This is a genomic window from Collinsella sp. TF12-2AT (assembly GCF_003436735.1).
Lineage (GTDB): Bacteria > Actinomycetota > Coriobacteriia > Coriobacteriales > Coriobacteriaceae > Collinsella.
On record NZ_QSQK01000002.1, the window covers coordinates 136395 to 161974 of the forward strand.

Annotated in this window: 23 protein-coding genes; 18 read left to right on the plus strand and 5 right to left on the minus strand. The window is 57.7% G+C overall.

All coding sequences use genetic code 11. From position 1 onward, the window contains the following. Positions 1-29: 29 nt before the first annotated feature. Both asnS and DXD24_RS02490 read right to left on the minus strand, forming a co-directional pair. Positions 30-1433, minus strand: a complete 1404-nt coding sequence (gene asnS / locus DXD24_RS02485) for an asparagine--tRNA ligase (RefSeq protein WP_089572552.1) — start codon at positions 1431-1433, stop codon at positions 30-32. Between the two features lie 181 nt (positions 1434-1614). Then, positions 1615-2178, minus strand: coding sequence for a PTS glucose transporter subunit IIA (locus DXD24_RS02490; protein ID WP_117646068.1), 564 nt, complete (start codon positions 2176-2178; stop codon positions 1615-1617). Between the two features lie 246 nt (positions 2179-2424). On the opposite strand from DXD24_RS02490, the gene DXD24_RS02495 reads away from it, so the two are divergent. The 4 genes from DXD24_RS02495 (at position 2425) to DXD24_RS02510 (ending at position 8153) form a co-directional block, all read left to right on the plus strand. Beyond that, on the plus strand, positions 2425-3324 hold the full coding sequence (locus DXD24_RS02495; RefSeq protein WP_117563781.1) for an alpha/beta hydrolase: 900 nt from the start codon (positions 2425-2427) through the stop codon (positions 3322-3324). Between the two features lie 47 nt (positions 3325-3371). After that, the gene (locus tag DXD24_RS02500; RefSeq protein ID WP_117563780.1) at positions 3372-3692 is read left to right on the plus strand and encodes a hypothetical protein; all 321 of its coding nucleotides are present in this window, start codon (positions 3372-3374) and stop codon (positions 3690-3692) included. A 121-nt stretch (positions 3693-3813) separates the two neighbouring features. After that, on the plus strand, positions 3814-6174 hold the full coding sequence (gene feoB, locus DXD24_RS02505) for a ferrous iron transport protein B (RefSeq protein WP_117646069.1): 2361 nt from the start codon (positions 3814-3816) through the stop codon (positions 6172-6174). Between the two features lie 314 nt (positions 6175-6488). Next, positions 6489-8153, plus strand: a complete 1665-nt coding sequence (locus DXD24_RS02510) for a PTS transporter subunit EIIC (RefSeq protein WP_158550123.1) — start codon at positions 6489-6491, stop codon at positions 8151-8153. Between the two features lie 62 nt (positions 8154-8215). Here the strand turns inward: DXD24_RS02510 and DXD24_RS02515 are convergent, their stop codons facing one another. After that, complete coding sequence (locus DXD24_RS02515; RefSeq protein ID WP_158550125.1) at positions 8216-8968, minus strand: MurR/RpiR family transcriptional regulator; 753 nt, start codon at positions 8966-8968, stop codon at positions 8216-8218. A gap of 175 nt (positions 8969-9143) precedes the next feature. Between DXD24_RS02515 and DXD24_RS02520 the strand changes: the two genes are divergently transcribed. The 5 genes from DXD24_RS02520 (at position 9144) to DXD24_RS02540 (ending at position 14905) form a co-directional block, all read left to right on the plus strand. Further along, on the plus strand, positions 9144-10517 hold the full coding sequence (locus DXD24_RS02520; protein WP_117646072.1) for a 6-phospho-beta-glucosidase: 1374 nt from the start codon (positions 9144-9146) through the stop codon (positions 10515-10517). A gap of 96 nt (positions 10518-10613) precedes the next feature. Next, entirely contained in the window at positions 10614-11435 is an 822-nt protein-coding gene (locus DXD24_RS02525; protein WP_147326343.1) for a hypothetical protein, read from the plus strand. Positions 11436-11610: 175 nt separating this feature from the next. Next, complete coding sequence (locus DXD24_RS02530) at positions 11611-12807, plus strand: MFS transporter (protein ID WP_117646074.1); 1197 nt, start codon at positions 11611-11613, stop codon at positions 12805-12807. 154 nt (positions 12808-12961) lie between these two features. After that, positions 12962-14338: an alpha-amylase family glycosyl hydrolase gene (locus DXD24_RS02535; protein WP_117646075.1), complete on the plus strand. Its 1377-nt coding sequence runs from the start codon at positions 12962-12964 to the stop codon at positions 14336-14338. A 3-nt stretch (positions 14339-14341) separates the two neighbouring features. After that, a complete protein-coding gene (locus DXD24_RS02540; RefSeq protein ID WP_117646076.1) occupies positions 14342-14905 on the plus strand; it encodes a DNA-deoxyinosine glycosylase in 564 nt (187 codons plus the stop codon). 1 nt (position 14906) lies between these two features. Here the strand turns inward: DXD24_RS02540 and DXD24_RS02545 are convergent, their stop codons facing one another. Beyond that, on the minus strand, positions 14907-15566 hold the full coding sequence (locus DXD24_RS02545; RefSeq protein ID WP_117646077.1) for a hypothetical protein: 660 nt from the start codon (positions 15564-15566) through the stop codon (positions 14907-14909). 93 nt (positions 15567-15659) lie between these two features. Between DXD24_RS02545 and DXD24_RS02550 the strand changes: the two genes are divergently transcribed. From DXD24_RS02550 to DXD24_RS02565, 4 genes are all read left to right on the plus strand, one after another. Next, positions 15660-16796, plus strand: a complete 1137-nt coding sequence (locus DXD24_RS02550; protein ID WP_117646078.1) for a pyridoxal phosphate-dependent aminotransferase — start codon at positions 15660-15662, stop codon at positions 16794-16796. 507 nt (positions 16797-17303) lie between these two features. Then, the gene (gene rplJ / locus DXD24_RS02555; protein WP_117646079.1) at positions 17304-17825 is read left to right on the plus strand and encodes a 50S ribosomal protein L10; all 522 of its coding nucleotides are present in this window, start codon (positions 17304-17306) and stop codon (positions 17823-17825) included. A gap of 102 nt (positions 17826-17927) precedes the next feature. Next, on the plus strand, positions 17928-18305 hold the full coding sequence (rplL, locus tag DXD24_RS02560) for a 50S ribosomal protein L7/L12 (RefSeq protein WP_006235005.1): 378 nt from the start codon (positions 17928-17930) through the stop codon (positions 18303-18305). Between the two features lie 314 nt (positions 18306-18619). Next, on the plus strand, positions 18620-19528 hold the full coding sequence (locus DXD24_RS02565) for a UTP--glucose-1-phosphate uridylyltransferase (RefSeq protein WP_117646080.1): 909 nt from the start codon (positions 18620-18622) through the stop codon (positions 19526-19528). Between the two features lie 82 nt (positions 19529-19610). On the opposite strand, the gene DXD24_RS02570 is transcribed toward DXD24_RS02565, so the two are convergent. Further along, positions 19611-20636, minus strand: a complete 1026-nt coding sequence (locus tag DXD24_RS02570; RefSeq protein ID WP_117646081.1) for a WYL domain-containing protein — start codon at positions 20634-20636, stop codon at positions 19611-19613. Between the two features lie 269 nt (positions 20637-20905). Here DXD24_RS02570 and DXD24_RS02575 point away from each other — a divergent pair, with 269 nt between their 5' ends. The 5 genes from DXD24_RS02575 to DXD24_RS02600 all read left to right on the plus strand — a co-directional run bounded on the left by DXD24_RS02575 (position 20906) and on the right by DXD24_RS02600 (position 25269). Continuing rightward, positions 20906-21604, plus strand: a complete 699-nt coding sequence (locus tag DXD24_RS02575) for a hypothetical protein (RefSeq protein ID WP_117646082.1) — start codon at positions 20906-20908, stop codon at positions 21602-21604. Between the two features lie 388 nt (positions 21605-21992). Beyond that, a complete protein-coding gene (locus DXD24_RS02580) occupies positions 21993-22295 on the plus strand; it encodes a hypothetical protein (RefSeq protein ID WP_117646083.1) in 303 nt (100 codons plus the stop codon). Between the two features lie 332 nt (positions 22296-22627). Next, on the plus strand, positions 22628-23200 hold the full coding sequence (locus DXD24_RS02590) for a hypothetical protein (RefSeq protein ID WP_117646085.1): 573 nt from the start codon (positions 22628-22630) through the stop codon (positions 23198-23200). 335 nt (positions 23201-23535) lie between these two features. Further along, on the plus strand, positions 23536-24294 hold the full coding sequence (locus tag DXD24_RS02595; protein ID WP_117646086.1) for a hypothetical protein: 759 nt from the start codon (positions 23536-23538) through the stop codon (positions 24292-24294). 93 nt (positions 24295-24387) lie between these two features. Continuing rightward, on the plus strand, positions 24388-25269 hold the full coding sequence (locus DXD24_RS02600; protein WP_117646087.1) for a hypothetical protein: 882 nt from the start codon (positions 24388-24390) through the stop codon (positions 25267-25269). Positions 25270-25580 lie beyond the last annotated feature (311 nt).

Sequence of the window (25580 nt, forward strand, 5' to 3'; positions counted from 1 at the left end):
CTGGAACGTGTTTGGTGGCGCTGTGGCGATTAGAAGTCGGCGTTGCCCACGGTGCGCGGGTGCGGCAGGACGTCGCGGATGTTGCCCACGCCGGTCAGATACATGACCAAGCGCTCGAAGCCCAGACCGTAGCCGGCGTGCTTGCAGGAACCGTAGCGGCGCAGGTCAAGGTAGTACTTGTACTGCTCGGGATTCATGCCCAGGTCCTTGATGCGGGCCTCGAGCAGATCCAGGCGCTCCTCGCGCTGGGAGCCGCCGATAATCTCGCCGATACCCGGCACCAGGCAGTCGGCGGCGGCGACGGTCTTGCCGTCCTCGTTCATGCGCATGTAGAACGCCTTGATCTCGGCCGGGTAGTCGGTTACGAAGGTCGGGCGCTTAAAGTGCTCCTCGGTCAGGAAACGCTCGTGCTCGGTTTGCAGGTCGATGCCCCAGCTCACGGGATAGTCAAACTTGTGACCGGCGGCGACGGCCTGCTCCAGGATTTCGACGGCCTCGGTATAGGTGACGCGGGCAAAGTCGGAGTTTGCCACGTGGTCCAGACGCTCGAGCAGACCCTTGTCCACAAACTTGTTGAGCATATTGAGCTCGTCGGGGCAGGTGGCCATAACGTCCTTAAGGACGTACTTGAGCATGGCCTCGGCGTTATCCATGTAGTCGTTCAGGTCGGCAAAGGCCATCTCGGGCTCGATCATCCAAAACTCGGCGGCGTGGCGCGTGGTGTTGGAGTTTTCGGCGCGGAAGGTGGGGCCAAAGGTGTACACGTCGCCAAAGGCCATGGCAAAGTTCTCGGCATTGAGCTGGCCGGACACGGTAAGGCTCGCGTGCTTGCCAAAGAAGTCCTGGCTCCAGTCGACCTCGCCGGACTCGGTGAGGGGCGGATTTTTGGGGTCGAGCGTGGTCACGCGGAACATCTCGCCGGCGCCCTCGCAGTCACTCGTGGTGATGATGGGGGTGTTGACGTAGACAAAGCCCTGCTCCTGGAAGAAGCGGTGGATGGCGGCAGCCGCGACAGAACGGATGCGGAACACGGCGCGGAACAGGTTGGTGCGCGGGCGCAGGTGCTGCTGGGTGCGCAGGAACTCGACGGTTGCGCGCTTCTTCTGCAGCGGGTAATCCGGGGCGCTGACGCCCTCGACCTCAATGGAGGTGGCAGAAAGCTCGAAAGGCTGGGGCGCATCGGGGGTCAGCTTGACGGTGCCGGTGCAAATGAGTGCGGCCGAGACGTTTTGATGGGCGATCTCGTCGTAGTTGTCGAGTGCCTCGCGGTTCATGACGACCTGCAGGTCGCGGAAGCAGCTGCCGTCGTTGAGCGTAACAAAGCCAAAGTTCTTCATGTCGCGGATGGACTTGACCCAGCCGGCGACGGTGACGGTCTGGCCGCCAAGCGACTCGGCATCGGCGTAAAGCTGCGCGATTTTGGTGCGGTTCACGTATCCTCCCATAACGGTTGAATGATAGTTATCCATACAGTTCGATATTCTAGCAGCTCGGCTCATTTGGGCTATACGGATAAGGCATTGGCGGGATGGTTTTTCAAACGAAAAGCGCCTGCGGCCAAATGGTCGCGGGCGCTTGACGAGGTGCCTTTTGGCTGTGTGGCGCGGGGCCTGGCTACTTGGTCTTGGCTACCAGCAGCGGGTCGCCCAGCTTGACGAGCGGGTTGCCGCCGATAAGCGTTCCGGACTCGCCGACATGGTCGATGCTCTTAAGACGATCGAGCTCGGAGATGATGACGGTCACGATGTCCTCGTGGCCGGCGGCCTTGATGGCCTCGCGGTCGAAGCTGATGAGCGGCTGGCCTGCCTTGACCACATCGCCCATCTCGACAAAGCGGGCAAAACCCTTGCCGTTCATTTCCACGGTGCCCAGGCCAACATGGATGAACACGCGAAGACCATCCTCGGTGATCATGCCAATGGAGTGGTTGGTGACGGTGGTAGCGCCGATGCGGCCGTTAGCGGGGGCGTAAATGGTGCCGGTAATGGGCTCGATGCCGTAGCCCTGGCCGAGCATGCCCGAGGCGATGGTCTCGTCGGGAACCTCACCCAGATTGACGAGCACGCCGTTGACAGGAGCGTAGATGACGCCTTCGCGGGTGGCGAAGCTTGCTGCGGGCGGAACGGACGCCTCGCCCGACGAAGTGAACGTGGACTTGAGCGAATCGAGCAGACCCATAGATGCCTCCAACGTATCAGGCGCGCATGTTGCACGCGTGTGGTTTGCCGGAAACGTTTCGTACGTGTTTCCCAGCACGGTCAGCGCTCCTATTTTACGCTGTCCAACGATACCTCTGAACAGCGATTTTGTGATATATCAGTTGAAGGCCAACTTATTGCGGGGGTGTTTCTGCGCCGCGGGCTCAAGTGGGGTACGCTAAGGTGCGAAAAACGAGTGCGCACGAATCGCACGGGGGGAGCACCTATGATTATTGAGAACCATGCGCTGTGGGGCGAGGAGCCGACCGAGGATTATCCGGCGACGTTTACGTATCTGGGTGCCGAGCCGCTGCCCGACAAGCCCAATGGCCGCCGCCCCGCGGTGATCATCTGCGGCGGAGGCGGGTTTACGCATATCGCTCCGCACGAGCAGGACCCGGTGGCGTTTGCGTTTTTGGACCGCGGCTACCAGGCCTTTGTGCTCAACTATGTGACGAGCGCCACGGGCGACGTGAGCTTTCCGCACCCGCAGGCGGACCTCGCCAAGATGGTCGCTACCGTGCGCGCCAACGCCGACGAGTGGCATGTCGATCCCAAGCGCGTGTGCATCGTGGGTTTCTCGGCGGGCGGCATGATCTGCGCCTCGTTGGCAACGCAGTGGAAGACCGGACCTTTCGCGGGCCTTGCCGGGGCTCGTCCGGAGGATATTCGTCCCGACGCCGTGGTGCTGGGCTATCCGTTGCTCGACCTTGCCTATGTGCGCGATATGCAGACGCGCGACCCGCGCATCGACCTGCGCGTGCCCAAGACGGGTGGCAAGACGGGGCGCGATTTGCTCAACGACTATCTGTCGATGGTGACGGGCGGCGAGGCGACCGATGAGCACCTGGCCGACATTTGCCCTACCACGCACGTTTCGCGCCAGATGCCCCCGACCTTTGTGTGGGGCGTTTCGGACGACAAGACGGCGCCGATTGCGCAGGTCTATCCGTTTGCGCAGCGCATGGCCGAGGAAGGGGTCGCATGCGAGATGCACGTCTTTGACCAGGGTGGCCACGGCCTTTCGCTCGGCAACGCCAATACCGCGGTCGACAACGAGGACAAGCAAGTGGCAGTCCGTCCTTGGATCCGCCTGGCCTTCCGCTTCCTGGAGCGCCATATGTAAAAGTAGACTACTTGCCCGTTTCAAAAAGTCTGCTTAGAGGAGGAGCCATGCTTGAGGGTACGTATGTGGTTTTGGCCCAGACGCCGGTGGGGAGCAAACGCGGCGAGGTGACGTTTTCACATGGGGTGAACGGCGCGCTCAGGGCAGTACTAAACGTCAGGGGTCTCAATATCGCTCTCTCGGGTGCCCGCGCTGAGGGCGATTTCTTTGAGCTCTCGGGTACTATCTCCCACGTCTTGATGGGCAAGGCGCCCTTTACATGCACGGGGTCGGTTGAGGGTGATCGACTCACTGCTACCGCGCGGTCGGGTTCCATTTCGATCTCGCTGAGCGGTATGCGCAAAGAGCTTTCGGGGCGCACCGCATAAAGTTTGCGCAGGTAAACATCGGTATTTGACTTTATAAAATAGTTCAGAGCGCTATCATTTGTCGTTACGAGTTGGTTAGCCCCGGTAAACGGTTAACCGCGTCTAACGAAAGGATGAGCGCGTGAAGCTCGATACACTCGAGATTGGAAAGGACGCCGTTGTCGCATCGGTGGCATCGGACGATCAGGCACTCCGACAGCATATTTTGGACATGGGCCTAACGCCGGGCACCGAAGTCACCATGATGAAGTGCGCCCCCATGGGCGACCCGCTCGAGATCCGCCTGCGTGGCTACGAGTTGACACTGCGCAAGGACGATGCCGCTCGCATCGAGCTTGTGGGTATTCACGACACCGATACGGGTCCGCGCGCTAACGCTGCAATCGGCACGACGGAGCATCCGGCCCTGGGCGAGGGGACGTATTCGCCCCGTGCGGCAAAGACGGCCGTGCCCGAGGGCGCGCCGCTGCACTTTGCCCTCGCCGGCAACCAAAACTGCGGCAAGACCACGTTATTCAACCAGCTGACGGGCTCCAACCAGCATGTCGGTAACTTTCCCGGCGTGACGGTCGACCGCAAGGACGGCACTATCCGTAACCACCCCGAGGCGAGCGTTACCGACTTGCCCGGTATTTACTCGTTGTCGCCGTACACGGGCGAAGAAATCGTCAGCCGCCAATTCATCTTGGACGAAGACCCCGACGCCATCATCGACATCATCGACGCCACCAACATCGAGCGTAACCTGTACCTGACGCTGCAGCTTATGGAGCTCGATCGTCCCATGGTCATCGCGCTCAACATGATGGACGAGGTGACGGCCAACGGCGGCGCCGTGGACGTCAACCTGCTCGAGAGCCTGTTGGGCGTGCCCGTTGTCCCCATTAGCGCTGCCCGCAACGAGGGTATCGGCGAGCTGGTGGATCATGCCTTGCACGTGGCGCGGTTCCGTGAGCGCCCCGGTCGCCTGGACTTCTGTGCGCCCGATGGTCCAGACGGCGGTGCACTGCATCGCTGCATCCACGGCATTGCCAACCTGATCGAGGACCATGCCGCGACGGCGCACATTCCCGTGCGTTTTGCGGCGACCAAGCTGGTTGAGGGCGACGAGCTGGTGACCGAGGCACTTCATCTGGATCGCAACGAGCTTGACGCCATCGAGCACATCATTACCCAGATGGAGGGCGAGGCCGGCACCGACCGTCTATCTGCGCTGGCCGACATGCGCTTCGGCTTTATCGGCGACGTGTGCGGGCGCTGCGTCGTAAAGCCGCACGAGAGCCGCGAGCACGTGCGCTCCGTCAAGATTGACCGCATCCTGACAGGTCGTTACACAGCCATTCCGGCGTTCCTGGTGATCATGGGCCTCGTCTTTTGGCTGACGTTTGGCGTGATCGGCGCGGCGTTGCAGGGACTTATGGAGGACGGCATCGCTGCCATCATCGCCTCGACCGATGCGGGTCTCAAGGCGTTCGGCACCAACGACGTGGTGCGCTCGCTGGCCGTCGACGGTGTTCTCACGGGCGTGGGCAGCGTGCTGACCTTCCTGCCGATCATCGTCGTGCTCTTCTTGTTCCTCTCCATTCTGGAAGACTCGGGCTACATGGCGCGCGTGGCCTTTGTCATGGATAAGGTATTGCGTCGCTTTGGCCTGTCGGGCCGCAGCTTTGTGCCCATGCTCGTCGGTTTTGGCTGCACCGTGCCGGCTATCATGTCGACCCGTACGCTCCCATCCGAGCACGACCGCAAGATGACGGTCATGCTCACGCCGTTCATGAGCTGTTCGGCCAAGTTGCCGGTCTACGGTCTGCTGTGCGGGGCGTTTTTCTCGCAGGCGACAGTTCCCGCCATGGTCTCGCTCTATCTGATTGGCATTACGGTCGGATGCATAGCGGCTTTGGTGCTCAACCGCACGGCATTTAAGGGCGACCCGGTGCCGTTTATCATGGAGCTCCCCAATTACCGCCTGCCGAGCGTTAAGACGACGGTGATGCTGGCATGGGATAAGGCCAAGGACTTCATCACCAAGGCCTTCACCATTATCTTTGCCGCTACGGTGGTCATTTGGTTCCTTCAGACGTTCGACATCCGCTTTAATGTGGTCGCCGATCAGTCGCAGAGTCTGCTTGCCGGTCTGGGCAGCATTATCGCTCCGCTGCTGGCGCCGCTCGGCTTTGGCGACTGGCGTGCATCCACGGCGCTCGTCACCGGACTTATCGCCAAGGAGAGCGTCATCTCGACCCTCACGGTGCTTTTGGGTGCAACGTCGCCCGCGGCACTGTCGACCATGTTTTCGCCGTTCACCGCCTACGTGTTCTTGGTCTTTACGCTGCTGTACCCGCCTTGCGTGGCGGCAATCGGCGCCGTCAAGAGTGAGCTGGGCGCGCGCTATGCCGTTGCCGTGTTCGCGTTTCAGGTGACGGTCGCCTGGATCGTGGCGTTTGTCGTGCATTCGGCAGGTATATTGCTGGGGTTGGCTTAGGGGCGCGTTGATGCTCCGCGCTTTTGGGCGAGCAACAATTCAATAAAAATGAGCCAAAATACCGTCAATTGTCGGCCTGCGGGGACTGTCCTACGCTGCAGATTGCCGTTCGCTGCCTATTTGCTGCCGTTTACGGATTCGTAAATACTTGCAATCGTCGGTCGATTTAACCGTATTACGCGATGTCGATGCGTATTTTGTGCGCCCCTTTCTACAATCACTTTGTTTCTATTGCCGAACATGTCTTCCGTTTCGCCTGTGTGGGGACGTGGGATGCAATAGTCGTTTGTAGAGGCTCATTGAGGAGGGAATTGATGAAAGAAAAATTCCAATCGTTCGGAAAGGCAATGCTCGTTCCGATTACGCTCATTGCCATTTCCGGTCTCTTTTTGGGTATCGGTAGCGTTTTTACGACCGAACTGACCCTTGTGTCCCTTGGCGTTAATTGGGACTGGTATGCCGCTTCGCCGCTCTTTACGTTCTTCTCGGTATTTAAGGGTCTCGGCGAGGTAATCATTGGAAACCTCGGTGTTTTGTTTGCCGTCGGCTGCGCCTTCTCCTTGTCTCGCAAAGAGAAGGGCTGGGCTGCCTTTTCTGCCCTTGTCTGCTATCTCACCATGCTCAAGACGGTTGAGATTCTGCTTGGAGCAGCTGGCTTGGCTGCCGACAATACAACGGTGGAAGCTCTTCAGAAGGTCGGCCTTACGTCCATTCAGGCGAGTGAGCAGTCCGCACTCTACACTACCTCGCTCGGCTTTTTTGGCTACAGCTCTGGTGTCTTTGGCGGCATTATCGTGGGCTGCCTGGTCGCTTGGATCACCGGCCGTTTTTACAAGACCAAGCTTCCAACGGCGCTGGCGTTTTTTGCGGGCAGTCGAACGGTCCCCATTGTATCGCTGGTCGCCGGTGGCATCCTGGGCGGCATCATGTACTTCGTCTGGCCCGTCATCGGTGGATGCTTCTCGGGTATTGCGACGTTCGTGAAAGGCTCCGGTCTGGTCGGTACGTTTGTCTATCGCTGGGTGCTCGAGAGCCTTGTGCCGTTTGGCTTGCATCCGCTGCTCGAGACGCCCATGTATTGGACTGAGCTTGGCGGCTCCATGGTCGTCGATGGAACGCGCGTGGTGGGCAATAGCGCCATTCAGCTTGCACAGCTCGCTTCTCCCAGCAGCGACAAGCTCTTGGTTAGGGCCTTCATGGCTGGTTATGGCATTAACGATTATGCGTTGTTCCCGGGCATCGCCCTTGCTATGTGGTCTTGTGCCAAGCCCCAGAACCGCAAGAAGGTTGCTGGTCTTTTAATCCCCACAGTGATTTCGACTGTTTTCTTTGGTGTTACGGAGCCTATTCTCTTTACGTTCCTGTTTGCCGCCCCCTGGCTCTACTTTGGCGTTTACGCTCCGCTTTCCGGACTGGGTGAAGTTCTCTCGGAAGCAATGGGCGTTTCGGTGTACCAGGGAAATATCAAGGACCTGATCCCATTCTTATTCCGCCCCGAGAAGCTTAATCTGCTTCCGTACCTTATTTTGCTCCCCGCCTTTTTCCTGGCAGCTTTCTTCCTCTTCCGGTTCTTTATTACTAAGTTCGATATCAAGACGCCCGGTCGAGATGATGGTGACGATATTGAGTTGATCAACAGCAGAGCCGAGTTCGAGGCAAAGGCCGCTGAGGCAAAGGGCGAGTCTGGTAGCACTCCCGAGAAGGCAGTCCAGGGCCATGCGACCAAGGACAGCGCGCTTGCTGTCGGCATTGTCGAAGCGCTTGGTGGAGCCGACAACATTGATGATCTTGACAACTGCATCTCACGTCTTCGCGTGATTGTCAAGGATGGTTCTAAGGTTGCAGACGACGAGGTGTTCACCAAGAATCTTGAAGCTATGGGCGTTATCCGCCTGAGCGACAAGGCAATCCAGGTCGTTTACGGTCCTCGTGTCGGCGAAGTCGCTTCTGAGGTGCACGACGTTCTCGGTGACGAGTAAAACGCGCAAGTGGCTTGCAATTGCATAGTGCAATTCCAGGGCTTGGCTTCCTATCGCATGATTTAGGGGGCCAAGCCTTCTTGTTTTAGATTGTCAAGGCAGATACTCAATAGTTCTTCGAATGCGAGAATGCAACTTCCGGTAAAGCAGTTAGGCTTAACGTTCTTAAGATCCATTGGGTGATCGTCATGTATCGTAAAGATCGCGTCTGCCGTCTTGGCGAGCTCGCTGTCTTCGTTGCCGGTAAAAGCGAGGGTCGTAATGCCCGCGTCGTGGCATGCCCTTGCGGTTTCCAGGATGGCTTCTGTCTGGCCCGATTTGGATATGAGCATCATGCAGCTGAGCGTATTTCGGTTGGATTCGACAAACTGATCGGTTTCTAGGAAGTCCTGTATGACGGCCAAAAAGCCAAGTCCAACGAGCTTAGTCGCCATGTACTGCGCAACGATGCGTGAGAAGCCCTCTCCGTTTACTCCGATCATTCTGTTGCGATGCAGTGCGGCGATGAATACGTCTACATCTCCGGTGTGACATACGAAGTGGACGCTACTGTCTTTGAGTGATTGATTCATTTCGCGGGAGACATGCTGAAGGTGCTTGAGATCGTACATCATTTCGCGGTAGCCACGGTAGCCGAGCTTTTTCGAAAGCCTAATGACTGTCGTCATGCTGGTAAAGCATGCCATGGCGACGGGTTTTATGCCAATATCATCGAGGGTGTCGATATTGTTGAGTAGGTATTCGAGTACGCTTTGCTCGGTTTCGGATAGCTTTGCGGCTGAGTAGAGCTTGGAAATCTGCTTTTTATCAACCATCGGTGCTTCCTTCCCGCCGGACGTGTGTGGCCGCTTCCGTTGCGTAAATAATAACTCCTTGGGGAATTCCTTTCCCGCCTTGCAACCGGGGCGGGAAGCGGCCCTCCATGCTGGATACAATATCCAAACACAGGCGAACCATGCAATATTGAATGTGCTAATTGGGGGTTTCGATATGAAACTTACGGTCATAGGTGGCGGTGGCGTCCGCTCCATGTTTTTGGCAAAGAGCATAGCCCAGCAGGCGTCATCGCTTGGAATCGACGAACTTGTGTTTATGGACAATGATCCCGAGAAGCTGCGCATCTACGGTGGCCTTGCCGCCCATGTCTCGGGCATGCTTTGCCCCACGCTTAATTTTTCACTGACGGGCGATGCAGTCGAGGCCGTTAAGGACGCCGATTACGTGATCACGACGATTCGCGTCGGTGGGGACCATATGCGCGTTCGCGATGAGCGCATTGCTCTTTCGCATGGGGTTCTTGGCCAAGAGACGACTGGCGCAGCCGGCGTGTCTTTTGCCATGCGCTCCGTCCCTGCGCTTGCTTCGTATTGCGAGTTAATCAAGAAGTACGCAAAGCCGGACGTCAAGGTGTTTAACTTTACTAATCCCGCTGGCGTCGTATCTCAGGCCCTACGCGATATGGGCTATGATTTTACTTATGGCATTTGCGATGCCCCCTCGGGCATGTTGCATCAGTTTGCCGAGTATAAAGGCGTTGATCCCGCATCGGTTCAGGGCGAGTGCTATGGACTCAACCACCTCTCGTTCTTCCGCAATGTGACGGTTGACGGCGAGGACATCATGTCCGACTTGATCCACGACGACGGGGCATATGCTCATACAGATCTTAGGTTCTTCGAGAAGGACCTCGTCCTAAATCGCGGATGCGTGCCAAATGAGTACCTATACTATTTCTACTATCGCGAGCGCGCCGTTGCCAACGTTCTCTCTTCGCCCCAGACGCGCGGCGAACTAATCGAAGAAATTAATCGAGAAATGACGAGCGAGCTTGCATCTATCGATATTGAGAACGACTTCGAAAAAGGCCTCGCGTGCTTTGAGAAGTGGTACGGAATGCGCGAAAACAACTACATGGCGGCCGAGACGGGTATTCATCGCGACAAGCCGTGGACGTTTGACGTGTACGGCAAAGATGCTGGCGGATATGCAGGTGTCGCGCTCCGCTTCATGGATATTGCTCGCTCTGGCAAGACGCAGCAGATGATCCTGTGCACCCCCAACAATGGCGCCATCCCCGGCCTTCTCGATACAGATGTCATTGAGTCAACGTGCGATATCTCCACCGATGGCTGCGTGCCGCATCGCGTCGAAGCCGATTCTGTGCCTGCGGGAAACCTCGAATTGATTCGTCGCGTCAAGTACTACGAGCGCACCGTGGCGCGTGGCATCGTTAACCGATCGAAGCGCGACATTGTCGAGAGCCTCGCGATGCACCCGCTCGTTAATTCGTACTCCTTGGCGAAAGATATCGCCGCGCAGTACTTTGAGCTTAACCGCGACTACATCGACGGCTGGACAGACTAGTCTGGACGTTAAAACTAGAAATTATGGATGGGCGGACCGGCGTTTATATTGGCGCCCGTTCGCCCTGCTTAGTAAGAAAACGGGTATAGAGTGAACTTGCGAGAGAACTTCAATGTCTTTCTGGAATCGGGCGATCGGGCGAAGGAATGCCGGAGTGGCTGCACGATGGCGTTATATATCCCCTTGTTTGTTATGAGCGCGCTTCAAATTGGTGTATCAAACGTTGCAACTGAGCTCGCCTATATCTATCCGTCCATTACGCTTATTTGCACTGTGGTCGCGGCCTTTTTAAACCTGCTTCTATCGAATGTGGCTTTTTCATTATTTGCCGTCGACCGGTCCAAAGAGACGGTGCAACCTGCTCGAACCCCTCCGGTTTATCTCATGGCCTCGACGGTTCCCCTCCAGATTTCTGGGGCGCTGCTAATTTATTTGGTTCACTTGATTTTATCGGCAATTGTAGTCTTTGCCTCGCTTGCGAGCAGTCAGCTCGGGGTGTTGTGCTCGCTTGTGGTGGCAGTAATCGTGACGCTTCTTTCCGCGTCGTTCGTATTCGTGTTAATTGAAGATGCGGACGTGGAGCAGAGGGGACTACGAGGCATTCGGTTTGCACCACGCTACATCATGCGTTCGGTCACGGTGCTTCGTTCCTCCTGGAGAGAAATCGCGCGTCCCGCAACGCTGCTGGTGGCATGGAACCTGGTTGCAAGTTGCGCTATCCAGGTTCTTGTTGGATGGGTAGTTTCGAGTGCGGCGCTGCCGTCGGCACTTTCAGTGACGGCGCTTGTGCATGAGGGACTTTATTATGGGGCGTTTGCTTATATGCTGCTTTTGCTGGTTCATTGTGCGGTTGCGAGTTGGCTCGAAATTGACGTGCTCATGGGGGTGTCCTTGTGCGTATCCGAGCAGGCGCGATAGCCCGAAGATGAAGCCGCGTTTTCGACATTGAGTTCCTGCGTACCTTGCTTTCTAAGTAGAATTGGCGCGCCGTCTGTTAACAATCGTTTTCCAAGAATTCTTTTGTTGCTCATTTTATAAACTTCTCATTGCTATAATCGCCCACCGCTCAAGATAATCGGAGAGGTTTTCCTATATGGCTCAAACAAAGCAAGACGGCATCACGCTCAGGCAGTGGCTCCCGCTCATCGGGCTCACCTGCTGCGCGTTCGTGTTCAACACGTCGGAGTTCATGCCCATCGGCCTGCTGACCGACATCGCTGCATCGTTTTCGCTCACCGAGGCCCAAGCTGGCATCATGATCTCGGTCTATGCCTGGGGCGTCATGCTGCTGTCGTTGCCGCTCATGGTGTTTGCCTCGCGCTTCGAGTTCAAGCGGATGCTGCTGGGCGTGCTGGCCGTGTTCTCGCTCGGTCAGTTCCTGTCCGCTGTGGCGCCGACCTATCCCATCCTGGTCTGCGCGCGCCTGGTGGTCGCTTGCGCACATGCCGTGTTCTGGTCAGTCGCCTCGATTATGGCCTCGCGCCTGGTCGACACTCGCCACGGCGCGCTCGCCATCAGCATGATCGCCACGGGCTCGTCCATCGCGCAGATCTTTGGCCTGCCTCTCGGTCGCGCCATTGGCTTGGCCGTGGGCTGGCGCATGACGTTTGCCGTGGTCGGGGGCCTCTCAGCCATCGCGGTCGTCTACCAGGCAGCGGTGTTCCCGGCCATGCCGGCGGGTGAGCGCTTTACCGTCAAACAGCTGCCCGAGCTGCTCAAGAACCCTCTCCTCATCGCGCTCTACGCAGTCACGGTCTTCATGGCGACCGGCTATTACGCAAGCTACAGCTATATCGAGCCATTCCTGGCGCAGGTCGCGCACGTCGATGCGGGCGCCATTACCATGACGCTGACGGCGTTTGGCTGTTCCGGCTTGGTGGGCAGCTGGCTGTTCAGCCGCCTGTTCGACGGGCACCGTTTTCCGTTCCTTGCTATCACGCTTTCCGGCGTGCCGGTGGCTCTGCTGCTCATGGGGCCGGCCGCATCGTCGCTCGTGACAGTGCTTGCCGTCTGCGCACTGTGGGGTTGCTGCGCCACGGCCTTTAACGTGGCGTTTCAGGCCGAGCTCATCAAGCACACGCCGGCAGATTCGTCGGCCGTCGCCATGTCGATCTTCTCGGGCCTGTTTAACCTCGGTATTGGCACGGGCACCGCAATCGGCGGCGCCGTGGTTTCGGGTCCCGGTATCGCTTGGATCGGCTTCGCGGGCGGGGCGATTGCCGTCGTGGGCGTCATCCTCGCCATCACGGTGATGTTCCCAGCCATACGCCGCGCAAAGCCCGTCGCCTAGCCACATCCTCCTCATCAGTTGCGGTGAAATACGGACTGCTGGGCCCAATAAACCCGGCAAACAGTCCCTATTCCACCGCAACTTATTTTGGGGGAGGGGATGCACGGCAGGCATACAATGGATGGCGTTGTGTTGAGCTTACCGGGAGGCTGCTATGTGGGCATACGAGACGACGTTCTATCAGATCTATCCGCTGGGCTTTTGCGGAGCTCCGCGCGAAAACGCCGCGCCCGTTGCCGAGGATGAGCTCGCCCAGGCTGCCAACGCCGCACCCAACCCCGATGCGCCTATCATGAAGATCGCCCAATGGGCCGACTACCTGCAGGAACTCGGTATTGGCGCTGTGCTCATCAACCCGCCACTCGAGTCTGATAGCCACGGCTACGACACACGCAGTCTGCGCCATATCGACCGTCGCCTGGGTGGGGATGCCGATTTTGCCGCCGTGTGCGAGACGCTGCACGCCCATGGCATCCGTGTGGTGCTCGATGCCGTCTTCAACCACGTCGGTCGCGGCTTTTGGGCCTTCCACGATGTGCAGGAGCGCAAGTGGGATTCGCCGTACAAGGATTGGTTCCACATCAGCTTTGACGGCGACTCCTGCTATGGCGACGGCTTTTGGTACGAGGGCTGGGAGGGCCATTTTGAACTCGTGAAGCTCAACCTGCAAAACCCTGCCGTGGTCGATTACCTGCTTGAGTCCGTGCGCCGCTGGGCCGAAGTCTTTGGCGTCGACGGCCTGCGCCTGGACGTCGCCTATATGCTCGATCGCGACTTTATGCGCCGCCTGCATACTTTTACCCGTGAGCTCAAGCCCGACTTTGTGCTGATTGGTGAGACGCTTCACGGCGACTACAACCAGATCGTCAACGACGAGATGCTCGACTCCTGCACCAACTACGAGTGCTACAAGGGCCTGTACTCCAGCTTTAACTCGGTCAACATGTTCGAGATTGCCCATTCGCTGCATCGCCAGTTTGGCAGCGATCCGTGGTGCATCTACCGCGGCAAACACCTGCTGTCGTTTGTTGACAACCACGATGTTCCGCGCTTGGCGAGCATTCTCACCGACAAGTCCTGCCTGCGCCCCGCCTATGGCATGCTCTTTGGCATGCCGGGCATCCCATGCGTCTACTATGGCAGCGAGTGGGGGATTGCCGGCGAAAAGGGCGGCCCCGATGGCGATTGGGCGCTACGTCCTGCGCTCGATGAGCCTGCGCCCAACGAGCTGACGGCCTTCATCAAGCAGCTCGCGCACCTGCGCTCGACAGACGATGCGGCGGCACGCGCTCTCAACTACGGCGCGTACCGCAACGTGGTGATTCAGAACAAACAGCTGCTGTTCGAGCGCGCCTGCGACGACGCGACGGTGCTCGTGGCGGTGAACGCCGTGGATGAGCCTTACACCTTTGGTGCCGGCGAGCTCAACGGCTCCTTTGTCGATCTGCTTGTCGACGGTGCGCCCACGGTTGAGCTGACGGGTGCCCTTGAGCTTGCGCCCTACGAGGTGCGCTATCTGCTGAGGGCCTAGGCCATGGCTGCGTCCGACGAGGGCTATCAACATATTGAGCATGGGTTTGAACCCGTGTTTGACGAGCGCTCGAGCGTTTTGGTGCTAGGGTCGTTTCCCTCGGTGCTCTCGCGTGCCAATGCCTTCTACTATGGCAACCCTCAGAATCGCTTTTGGCGCGTGATGGCCGCGTGCCTCGGTGTGCCCGTGCCGCCCAACGAGGGTGACCCTTTGGCGGACAGCGAGCCTGCGACGCTCGACGCCTCGATTGCCGCCAAGCGCTCCATGCTGCTGAACGGCGGCGTGGCCCTGTGGGACGTGATTGAGAGCTGTGACATTAAGGGCTCGAGTGACGCTAGCATTCGCAACGTTGTGCCGGCGCATATCGAGCGCATTACCGGCGCCGCTCCCATTGAGCAGGTGATATGCAACGGTGGTACAGCTGGCCGGCTCTACAAGCGCTATCTACAAGAACGCACCGGGCTGTCGGCCATCGTTCTGCCGTCGACAAGTCCCGCCAATGCGGCGTGGCGCCTGGAACGCCTTGTCGAGCGCTGGCGCGAGGCCGTTGACTGGGGTGCTCTGTAATTTAGATATCTGATTGGGCGCGGGTGCCGAGGTGTTTCATGATGGCATGCCAGATCGGTGCGGGCAGCGCGGGCTTGACGCGCACCATGCCGTCGGCATCGACGCTACCGGCATTGCCACCGCCAAGCAACTGCGCATGCTCAATGGAGCAGCCCATGCGCACAGCGCCCACAAGCTTATCTATCGCTTCCGAAAAAGGCCGGCGCAAGAGGCCCATGCGCGGGGAGCGACGAAGCGCCGCAATGCCGCTGCCGGCGCAGATGACAACGCCGCCACACCACAATTGGCCCTGGCGCTCGCATGCCTTGTGCAGACGAACGGCGGCCCCGCGCGCCTGCTCAGCGCCCTCTTGTGCGGCTTGAATCATGGCATAGACACGCGTTCCCGTACCGCCAAGGCGATCGAGTATCTGCTCGACGGCGGTCATTGCCTCATCGTCAAATGCATCATCAACGGCGAGCACTATGCCATCGACTGCACCGACGTCATTTGTCTTCAAGTCAGCCGGGTGGGGGAGTGCGGTGCCGGAAAGCCGGGCATAGGCCGCGATGGCATCCTGCAGGTCCCAAAGCAAAAACTCAAGATCGGTGCTCTCGGTAATACTGATATACGCAATGGTTTGCAACGTTTTTGGTACATCGCCGCGTGCGGTCGTCTCCATGCCGCCTCCTTTCCGGTTCGTTTCCGTTTAGGTTACACCGTCTGGTGGCGCGCGGGCGCGCTATCCTAGTGCAACCCTTACGAAAGGAACGCCATGCGTCTGCCCATGAATACCTCGCTTGCCACGCTCGAGCCTTCTGGCATCCGCCGGATCAACGCGCTCGCCACTCAGTACCCGGGGTGCATCGCGCTCGCGCTTGGCGAGCCTGATTTTCCCACGCCCAATGTGATTAGCGCCGAGGTGACCGCCGCACTGGGCCGCGGTGACACGCACTATCCGCCCAACAACGGTCGCCCTGCCCTGCGCGAGGCGCTATCCGCATATATGGGCGAAGCGGGCCTTGCGTTTTCGGCCGACGAGGTCATCCTGACCGATGGTGCGACCGAGGCCCTGTCGGCTGCGTTTATGGCCATGCTCAACCCCGGCGACGAGGTCATCATCCCCACGCCGGCCTTTGGCCTGTACGAAAGCATCGTCGTGGCCAACCATGCCAAGGCGGTCTTTTTGGATACGGAACCTGCGCAATTTCAGATTGACGAGGACGCCCTCCGTGCCTGCGTGACGCCGGCGACCAAAGCCATCGTCATCTGCTCGCCCAACAATCCCACGGGCTGCATCCTCGACGCGGCATCGCTCGACGCCGTGGCACGCGTGGCGGAGCAGGCAGGCATCTACGTGGTCTGCGACGACGTGTACAACCGTCTGGTCTACGTGGACGGCTACGAGCGATTTGCCCAGCGCCACCCGGAGCTACGCGAGCAGACGGTCGTCATCGAGAGCTTCTCCAAGCCCTGGGCCATGACCGGCTGGCGCTTGGGCTGGCTCGCAGCGGCAGCTCCCGTCATCGCCGAGATCGCAAAGGCCCACCAATACCTAGTATCGAGCGCCGTCTCCTTTGAGATGGACGCCGCAACCCGAGCCCTGACCGTCGACCCAACCCCCATGCTCAAAGTCTACCGAGCCCGCCGCGAACGCGTACTCGCAGCCTTAGACGCCATGGGCCTCGACGTAGTGGAACCAGCCGGCGCCTTCTACACTTTCCCGAGCATCAAAAAGTTCGGCCTAACCAGCGAAGCCTTCTGCATTAAAGCCATCAAAGAGGCAAACGTAGCCCTAGTCCCGGGCGACTGTTTCGGCACCGAAGGCCACATCCGCCTAAGCTACTGCGTCTCCGACAAAGACCTTGACGAAGGCCTAGCCCGCCTGTCCACCTTCATTTCAACCTTATAGCCCAACGGGACGCAACGCATCAGCCCATCGACCCAAGCATTATGAGTGGGGGGCGTCAGCCAACGAAAACCCGGGCTGCCCAAAGTCAACGCAGGCACGCGCCGCCGAAGGCCAGGCGCAAGGTTTTCGTAGATTCCGCACGAGCCGAAGGCCACTTAATGTGGCCTTCGTGCGAGCCCAGGACTTGACCGAGCGAAAACCTTGCGCCTGGCCTTCGGCGGAGCGTGCCGGATGGTGGAATTGTGTGCAGCCCGGATTTCCGTTGACCGACGCCGGGGTCCCCGCCATAATACTTTCGGTTCACGCACGAATCCGCTGCCAGAGACAGCCGGTGCAAACGGGCATTGCCCGCGAGCTTAATGGGATATCCCGCCAGCCGAGGTGGTCGAGTAGATATGTCTTCTCGCCCCCGTCGCTCATGCAGCGCGGGGGCTTTCTTTTTGGACATGCCCCCGTCACGTCCTTGTGGCGGACCGTGCCCGGAAAGAATTCGAGGAGGTGTAATTCATGCCCCAGCAGTACAAAATCGACAAGGTTGCAGAGATCGAGTCCCGTATCGCCGAGAACGCCGGTCTGTTCGTCGTCAACTACAACGGTCTGACGGTTAAGCAGGCTCAGGAGCTGCGTCATCAGCTTCGCGAGTGCGGCGCCGAGATGAAGGTCTACAAGAACAACCTGGTCAAGATCGCTCTCAAGAACCAGGAGCAGCCCGAGCTCGACGAGATCCTCGCCGGCCCCGTCGCTTATGTGTTCTACGAGACCGAGCCGGTCGAGGCCGCTAAGACCCTTAAGGACTTCTCCGCTAAGTCCAAGGGCGTCCTTGAGATCAAGGGCGGTATCTCCGACGGCAAGGCCGTTTCCGCTGATGATGTTAAGGCTATCGCCGAGCTGCCCACCAAGGATCAGCTTCTCGGCCAGATCGCCGGTCTCATCTCCGGTTTCGCTCGCGACATCGCTGTCTGCGTCAACGGCGTTTCCTCTGGTCTCGCTCGTTCGATCCAGCAGGTCTCCGAGCAGAAGGCAGCCTAGTCGCTGTTTTCACCCGCGGCGGCAACGCCGCGCCCCTGGCGCATTCGCGCCGTGTTTTAACTGATCTCCGTGCACAGACACGGAAACCGAAAGGACTTAGAAATGGCTAAGCTTACCACCGATGAGATCATCGATGCTCTTAAGGAAATGACCCTTCTCGAGGCTTCCGAGCTCGTCAAGGCTATCGAGGACACCTTCGGCGTTTCCGCCGCTGCTCCTGCCGCCGTTGTCGCCGCTCCCGCTGCTGGCGCTGCTGAGGCCGAGGAGAAGACCGAGTTTGACGTCGTGCTCGAGGGCTTCGGCGACAACAAGATCCAGGTCATCAAGGCCGTCCGTGAGCTCACCAACCTTGGCCTGAAGGAGGCCAAGGAGGTCGTCGAGGGCGCTCCCAAGGCTGTTCTCGAGGGTGCCAAGAAGGAGGACGCCGAGGCTGCCAAGGAGAAGCTCGAGGCTGCTGGCGCTGCTGTCACCCTCAAGTAATCAGGCTTTCTCGCCAGGTTTCTTTGCAGACGGGGTTCGCATTGCGAGCCCCGTCTTTTTTGTTATGACCCCTCTTTTTTGCTGGCTCGGCATGCAAATTACTGCCGTTTGCAGTGCTTTGGGGTCACTACCGTTGGGCGATAAAATTGCACCGTTCGAGCAATAATTTGCGTTGACCTGCTGAAGAATGGCGTTTGCCTAGCGGTAGCGCCTGGTCCCAGCGGTAAGATACTTCGGTATCGCAATTTGGTCTGCGGCCGCCGTGCCGCACGCACAGGGCGCATCCTGCGCCTGCGAAAGGATCCTTGAATAATATGAAGGCAATCATCCCCGCCGCCGGTCTTGGTACGCGTTTTCTGCCTGGCACCAAGTGCACGCCAAAAGAGATGCTGCCGGTTCTCGATAAGCCGGTCATCCAGTATGTCGTCGAGGAGGCGCTCGACCCCGAGGAGGTCGACGACGCCATCATCGTTACCTCGCCCGGCAAGCCGGAGCTGCTGAACTACTTCCAGCCCGACCGTTCGCTCGAGAACCTGCTGCGCGAGCGCGGTAAGGACGCCTACGCCGACGCTGTCGCCCATGCGGGCGGTATGCCGGTCGACTTCCGTTATCAGTACGAGCCCAAGGGCCTCGGTCACGCCATTCGCTCTGCTGCCGACGCCGTGGCAGGGGAGAACTTCCTGGTTCTTCTGGGCGACTACGTTGTGCCCAACCGCGACATCTGCGACAAGATGCTCGCTGTTTCCAAGGAGCACGGTGGCGCTTCGGTTATCGCCGTTGCCGCGTGCGCTCCCGAGGAGGTCAGCCGCTACGGCGTGATTGCCGGCGAGCGCGTGGGTTCGCTCGAGGGCGCCGAGGACGTTGCCGATGGCGAGCCGGGCGCCGTTTGGCGCATCGGCGGCCTGGTCGAGAAGCCCGCTCCCGAGGCGGCTCCGTCCAACCTGTACATCGTCGGTCGCTACCTGCTGAGCCCGCTGGTCATGGACCTGCTGGCCGATCAGCAGGCCGGTAAGGGCGGCGAGATTCAGCTGACCGACGCCATGGCACGTTCGCTCGATCGCGAGGCCATGTACGCTGTCGTCATCGACCCGCTGTCGGGCTACGATACCGGTACCCCCTCTGGCTGGATGGCCACCAACGCCCTCATGGCTGCAAACGATCCTCGCTTTGCCGGCGCCTTCTGGGATGCCATCGACGAGCGCGGCGGTCTTAAGCGCAGCTAAGGTAACGCTTGGGATAGACCTGTTCAAATAGCTAAGATCAACAAGCCACCGTGGCCTTCTTCGCCGCGGTGGCTTCTTGTTATCAGGGATTATTTCTCGTGTACTGGGCGAGCATCGTTTGAGCGTCTTTTGCCAGTTGACAGCGTAACTCCTGCGGGGCGAGCGCCTCGATGCTGTCAGAATTTTGCTTTATCCAATATCGCATGGCGTTGAGGTTGGCCTTGACCCGAAGGTCAACGAACTCGCTGTTGCACGCGATGACGTGCGCATGCACCCCAAAAGCGTCAAAGACGCGCAAAAGTGCGGGATCGGTGTTGCGTACGCGGATAGTTGCATTTGAGCCGCCCCGAAACATCATGAAATGTTTTTGCTGGTAGTCGGTGAGCTCTTGTTTGGTTGCCGGTGTGCTCATCCTGACATCTGTCAGCTCGATATCAAACAGCACATCGATTCTAAAATGAAAGATCTTTCCGGCATTGCTGGGATACGTTGCCAAGAGGTAGTAGTGCCCGCCGCTTGTGATGATTTGCCTGGGGTCGACCTCGCTCATGTGATTTGTCGGTTTCAAGACAAGCGTCTTTCCCTCTGGAGCGCATCTGCCCCATAGGAACCTTATACGCTTCTTTTGAGCGATGGCCTGGTCGAGTATGCCGATATTGATGAGCAGCCGATTGACAACCGTCCGCTCCTTTCTGGCGTCAGCCGAGACCACGTTCTTGAGGGTGCTGACCCCCGACTGGGGATTAAGAGATGCAAGTTTGTCGAGCAGCTCGCGTTTCTGCGTCTGCGGAAGCGGTGCCGACATGGCTCCATCTCCGAGAAATCTAATCTCCGCTTCGCTGAAATCGTGTATCCAAAACAGGCCCGTAATCGTTGTCTGCTTGGCGCCGTCGGATTGTACGCGTACGCGCTCCTTGAACCCCAGATTGTCTGGATAGTGTTCCAAGAGCGTGGCGATGTGGCTGCTAATCGTATTTCTGCTGAGCGAAAGCCCGTACGTCCGTTCAAGCTCTTTTTGGATATCGCTCTGGCACATCGGGCTATCTTCGCTTGTGCGCCTCCGCAAGATTTCGACAATGAGCAAAGGCGTGAGAAGTTTCGAATACATGCTCAACTCCTACTGAAGATTTGAAACTATGCACAAAATCTTGTGCATACAAATCCCTATTATGCCAAATGTGCCGAGCAAGGCGAGCGAGTCTCAGGCGAGACGGATGTGTCAGACGACGTTCACGGGGAAAGGGTTTGGGCTAAGGGGACCGTCGTACCTTGAAAACCGCAGAGAGTACAGCAAGGGGAGCCGAATGGGCCGCGCCTGATGTCGTTCGCACGAGCTCGGATTGATAACGATTTTGTGGACAGAAAGAGGAGTCGCTTATGGATGTGCGCGTTTCTATTCCGGCGAAAAAGTACAACGAAATCGAAGGCTGCTTTGGCTCCGGACATCTCGACAGCATCGTCAACGGTGTCTATTACTGTTCTCCCGATGGATACGGTGGGGGCAGTAGTGTAATCGGCTTCACGGGAAATAGCGATGGCTCCCAGCATTTTCAGGGCTCCGACAAAACGGCCTACAAGAAACTCAGGCTGATTTTCGATAGCTTTTTCGAAGATTACAAGCGCATCAATCCAGCTTCGCTGCAAACGTTTTACCGGGCATTTAAGGTCAACGTCGTGGCTGAGCTCGAAGACGCGTGTGGCCACGATGTGTTCATCACGCGTTTTGGTATCAAGCAATACGATGGAGCCTATGCGGTGTATCCAAGTTCTATTGACGACCCCGCATTTTGGACCGACAACTGGACGAAGATGACCGATAAAGATGGTTTTCCGCTCTATGACGCCAAGATCGACCTGACGTTTTATAAGGCATCCGAGGACTTTAATGTTTTAAGGGGGCTGAAGGCGTATTGCCGCCGAACGATGGGGAGCGAGTTTAGCAAGAAAAGCTTCAATCGGTTTCTCGAGGAGCGTCTCTGCTCTGAGGAAGAGTTGGACGACAGCGTTTTCGATTTGAAGTACACAAAGGCATACGGATGGATGTTCGAGAACCTGGAAGAGCGCGCGCCGATGTGAGGTATCTGATGGCGCGAATGAAAAAGAACCAGTGGTGCTAGCTGCTATTCATTTCTCCTAAGCCCCTGACCTGCTGCAATTGTCGGGGGGCTTTCCTTTTGGGCTACCTCTCGGCAACCTATATGCCGCTATTGCTCGGGTAGCCCAGCGATTGCGTTTACTTTATGGGGTCCATAGGTACGGTTCCGCACCTTTTGGAAGGAAGTACAGAAATGTCTACGACCAAGTCCCAGTCCCATCTGATTGAAGCCGTCCCTGTCCCAGCTGGGGTCGCGCCGTTCCAACAGGGTGCCCTCGAAAGGAGGAGCGGTGTCGTAAACGCGGCCTTGGGTCGTTTCGCCCTCGTCCGAACCTTATATGTGCCTTTAGAAAGGAAGGAAGTACTGAAATGTCCTCTATCAAGACTCATCTTACCGTCAATCTAGCCCGTAGATGCCTGCCGCTGCTACAGGATGTCCACCGCTCCTATATCTTGGCGCACGAGGGTTTCAAGGAAGTTCTCATAGTCGCAGGCGATGCCGTCCCCGCCGATGCCCCCGCCGCCTATGACCCATATAACCTCATGTTTCCCTATCGTTCCGACCCCCGAAACGATGGTATCGACCCGGGCATCGACCCCAGCATCTTCGATGATTTGTTCCCGAATGGGTCGGTAGACGCTGACGGCACCCTTGCGGAAGGCATTTTCTAATGTGGCTTCATTTCGTTGTCGACCCAGAGATAAGTTGGCCTGACGAGTATAAGGGTGCCCGCGATACTTATGAGCGTTTGAGGGTTAGTCCCCAAAATGTTCGCGATGGGACTTCCCGCCGTATTCCAGCCCGTAAGCCCGCCGATGGTAAGCGCCCTGAATACGAACTCTATTCCTTCTCTACAGCAAAGGAGGGTACCCGCGCTCTACGCCGCCTTTTCGCGCGTAATTGTGATGTTGCGCTTCGCGGGTCTTACTCCCACGAGCTTAGGCACCGTGACCCTTCTCGCCGCCATTTTGTACGCTCCCTGTTTGTTAGGGAAGGGGCGGTAGTGCAGGTTCGGGAGTTTGAGACAGGCAATATTAAGTTTGCGGCTGTATTGCATTTTCGCCGCTGGCTGCTCCTGTTGCCGCTGCTCCTTGCCGCGCTGCTCCTGTGCCTTTCGCTCTCTCTCTGCGGCTCTGGTTCCAGCCCTGTCGCGTTCCTCCAAGGGCAGACCTCAATATCTGGCGCTACCTCCAAGCCCGTCCTGACGACCTCCTATGTGAGCTATTCGGCAACCCCTGACACCGTGTGGAGGGCGGGGCAGACACGGCAGGATATGACGCTCTTGCTCCCCGCCACCTGTACCGTGGACGGGAAAGAAGGGTCTAACCCCATCCTGTCAGCGCCCGCCATAGCGGTAGACCTCAACAATAATGGCTCCTTCGAGTCCTCTGAGGTGATTTTTAATTCCGAGGGTGCCTACCTCCGCGCTGGTGCCGAGCTTCGGCATATAGAACTTTCGAAGAAACTTGATTCGGGCGAGTACGCGGCTCGAACTATCTGGACTTCCGTACTCGCCGAGGACGGCAAGACCCCAGCGGGCACAGCCACATTCGATTGGCATCTCACCGTTAAATAGTTGCGATGCGGTGGCTTACCCCGCCACCCCGTCCGAGGTGCAGTCTGAGACTGCCAAGGACGATACGTTGAAGAAGCAGGCCGACATCCACGTTGCCGCCCAGCTCGACAGCACGGGCGGCACTTGGAGTGACGGCAAGGCCACCCGAGCGAACGTGTCTATGTTGTCACGGTACCCACCCAGGTGGGATACAAGAACGTGAATGTCGGAAAGGTTGATTTGACAGCGTCCTATGGAGTGACAGTTAAGGGCGTAGTCGGCACAGGCTAGAGCGATGATGGGGTCCGAGGCGGTTCGATTCGCCCCGGACCCCGGTTGTGTGAGGAGGAGAAAACATGGTAGATGTGATTTCGATGCCATCGACCAACTTGATGGCTGCGTACTTGGGGAAGGAGTACCAACCCAATCGACCACTGAGCAACTGGATCCGTTATTGGCAGCATCCCGGGTACGAGATCGATTGCCTTTATCTGAAGGAGCATCTCGGATCTGATGAAAAAGGGCGCGCGGATATCATGTTCAGCCCCTGGATGATCATACGGGAGCTATTGAGTCTACGCGGCGAGCGCTGGTATAAGAATGATATCTATCGGGGCAAACTTACTGCTGAGATGCTGGAAGGGCTCCTGCCGCAAGAGGAATATCCTCTCCTCCACATGTTTCTGGGGCTTGCATACACTCGAGCAAATATGTGGATCCTGCCAGAAGGCTGGATGCAGCACCGAGGGCTTTACCCCCTTGTTGACTGTTGGAACGGGGACGGTCTCGGGAGAAAAACCCGTTTCGCCTCGGATTGGGGCGGATGCTGCGACCAGATGCCTCCGACCCTGGCAGATTTGATGCTGGGTGCCGAACAGGGGAAGTATGTCCTTGGAGACCTTGAGTCCTGGGCGAAGAGGAGCTGTCTCGAATGCTTCTTTGAAGGCGGAGAGATTGAGTTCCATCACATCAAAGGGGTTACTGACTTTGACGACAGGTTCCATCATTTCTATGTTCCGGGGTTTCTGGACGCTTACCTTCGCTATGCGATCGACCGTATCGAAGAGCGAGAGCAGCTGCTTAAAACAGCGGAGGCCAACGGCTGGAAGCTCTAGGGGGGCAGACGGGTGGTCTATACTATTAACTGCTAGACGCGGAGCTTAGATCGTGTGTCGAATGATGCCTTAAGCGGGAGAGAGCGAGCTGAAATGTCGAAACCGGTGGAGCTATACAAAGACAACGCGAGCGGGAGGTGTTCCGCCGATGTGTACCGCAACGGAGAGCGGCTTACCGACCTGAGGACGCTAATCGATTTCGATAAGCTGAAGGCTAGGTTGGGGCTGCGGTCGGAGCAGAATTATGCAGACGAGAAAGTAACGGCTCTGCAACGTCTTGCACGCTACAAGGGATGCAATGACGGTTTCGATCTCGATTGCTGTAAAACTTCCGCGAAGTATTACCACTTTCAACCAGTACAAGACATGTATGAAGTTCTCTGGCCTGTTGATGAGTATCCGAGAGACATCGTTGATTCCGCGGAAACCTTGGTTTCTGCAAACGCGGCGCTCTGGAGATGCAAGACCGAGAACCAGTCGTATATCAAACGCGGAAAAATCGATTGGGATTCGTTGCGCGTCGAGGCATCTGAGCTCGAATACGATGACGAAATAAATGATCTGAATGATTTCGCCCATGCGGTTGCAACCATCGGCAATTTCATGCCCGTTCCCCGCGGGCACCAATTTGTACTCTCGGGATTGAGCGAGAGCTACGATCAGGTGCTCGATAGGATCTTGCTGTACTATTCTTGCAGTTCGCATAAAGATGAAGAATTGTTCCCACAATTGTTCATAGAAAAGAGAAAGCACCAGTGGCCGGCGTTTCGGGGTTGGCTTGGTTACTTCGACGGGTGGAACGAGTTCGTCGAGAAGAACTACCTCAAGGGTTCTTTTGTTGATGACGACTATCGAATCGTGCCGTTTAATTCCACATTCAGCCAGCTCACCGAGATGCTTGAGAACAGGTCGCGAGTGATGCTCAAGGAATACGGGAAACGTCTCGGTGACTTGCGGCGTTCAACGACCGTTTAACGGTTGAGTTTCATTTTTGTCTATCGCTCAGACACATGCGTTCCGATTATTCGCGTGGTTGTCCGGGGCGGTAGGCAAACGGGTACGGACTTCGGTCTGCACCCGTTTTTTATTTGGGCTGCGATTGCCGGCTCTCTGTTCACAGAAAATATATGAACAGGTGTTCGATACGCACTAATCTACCTGCGCATTTTCTGTCGAAAAACTTTGCTACTCCAAAAACTCAATCGCGTCAAGACTTTTCTTGCCCAACGGTCGGTACCTGATAAACTATTAGGTTGCGATAACTGGCGAAGCTATGCCTCGCCAAC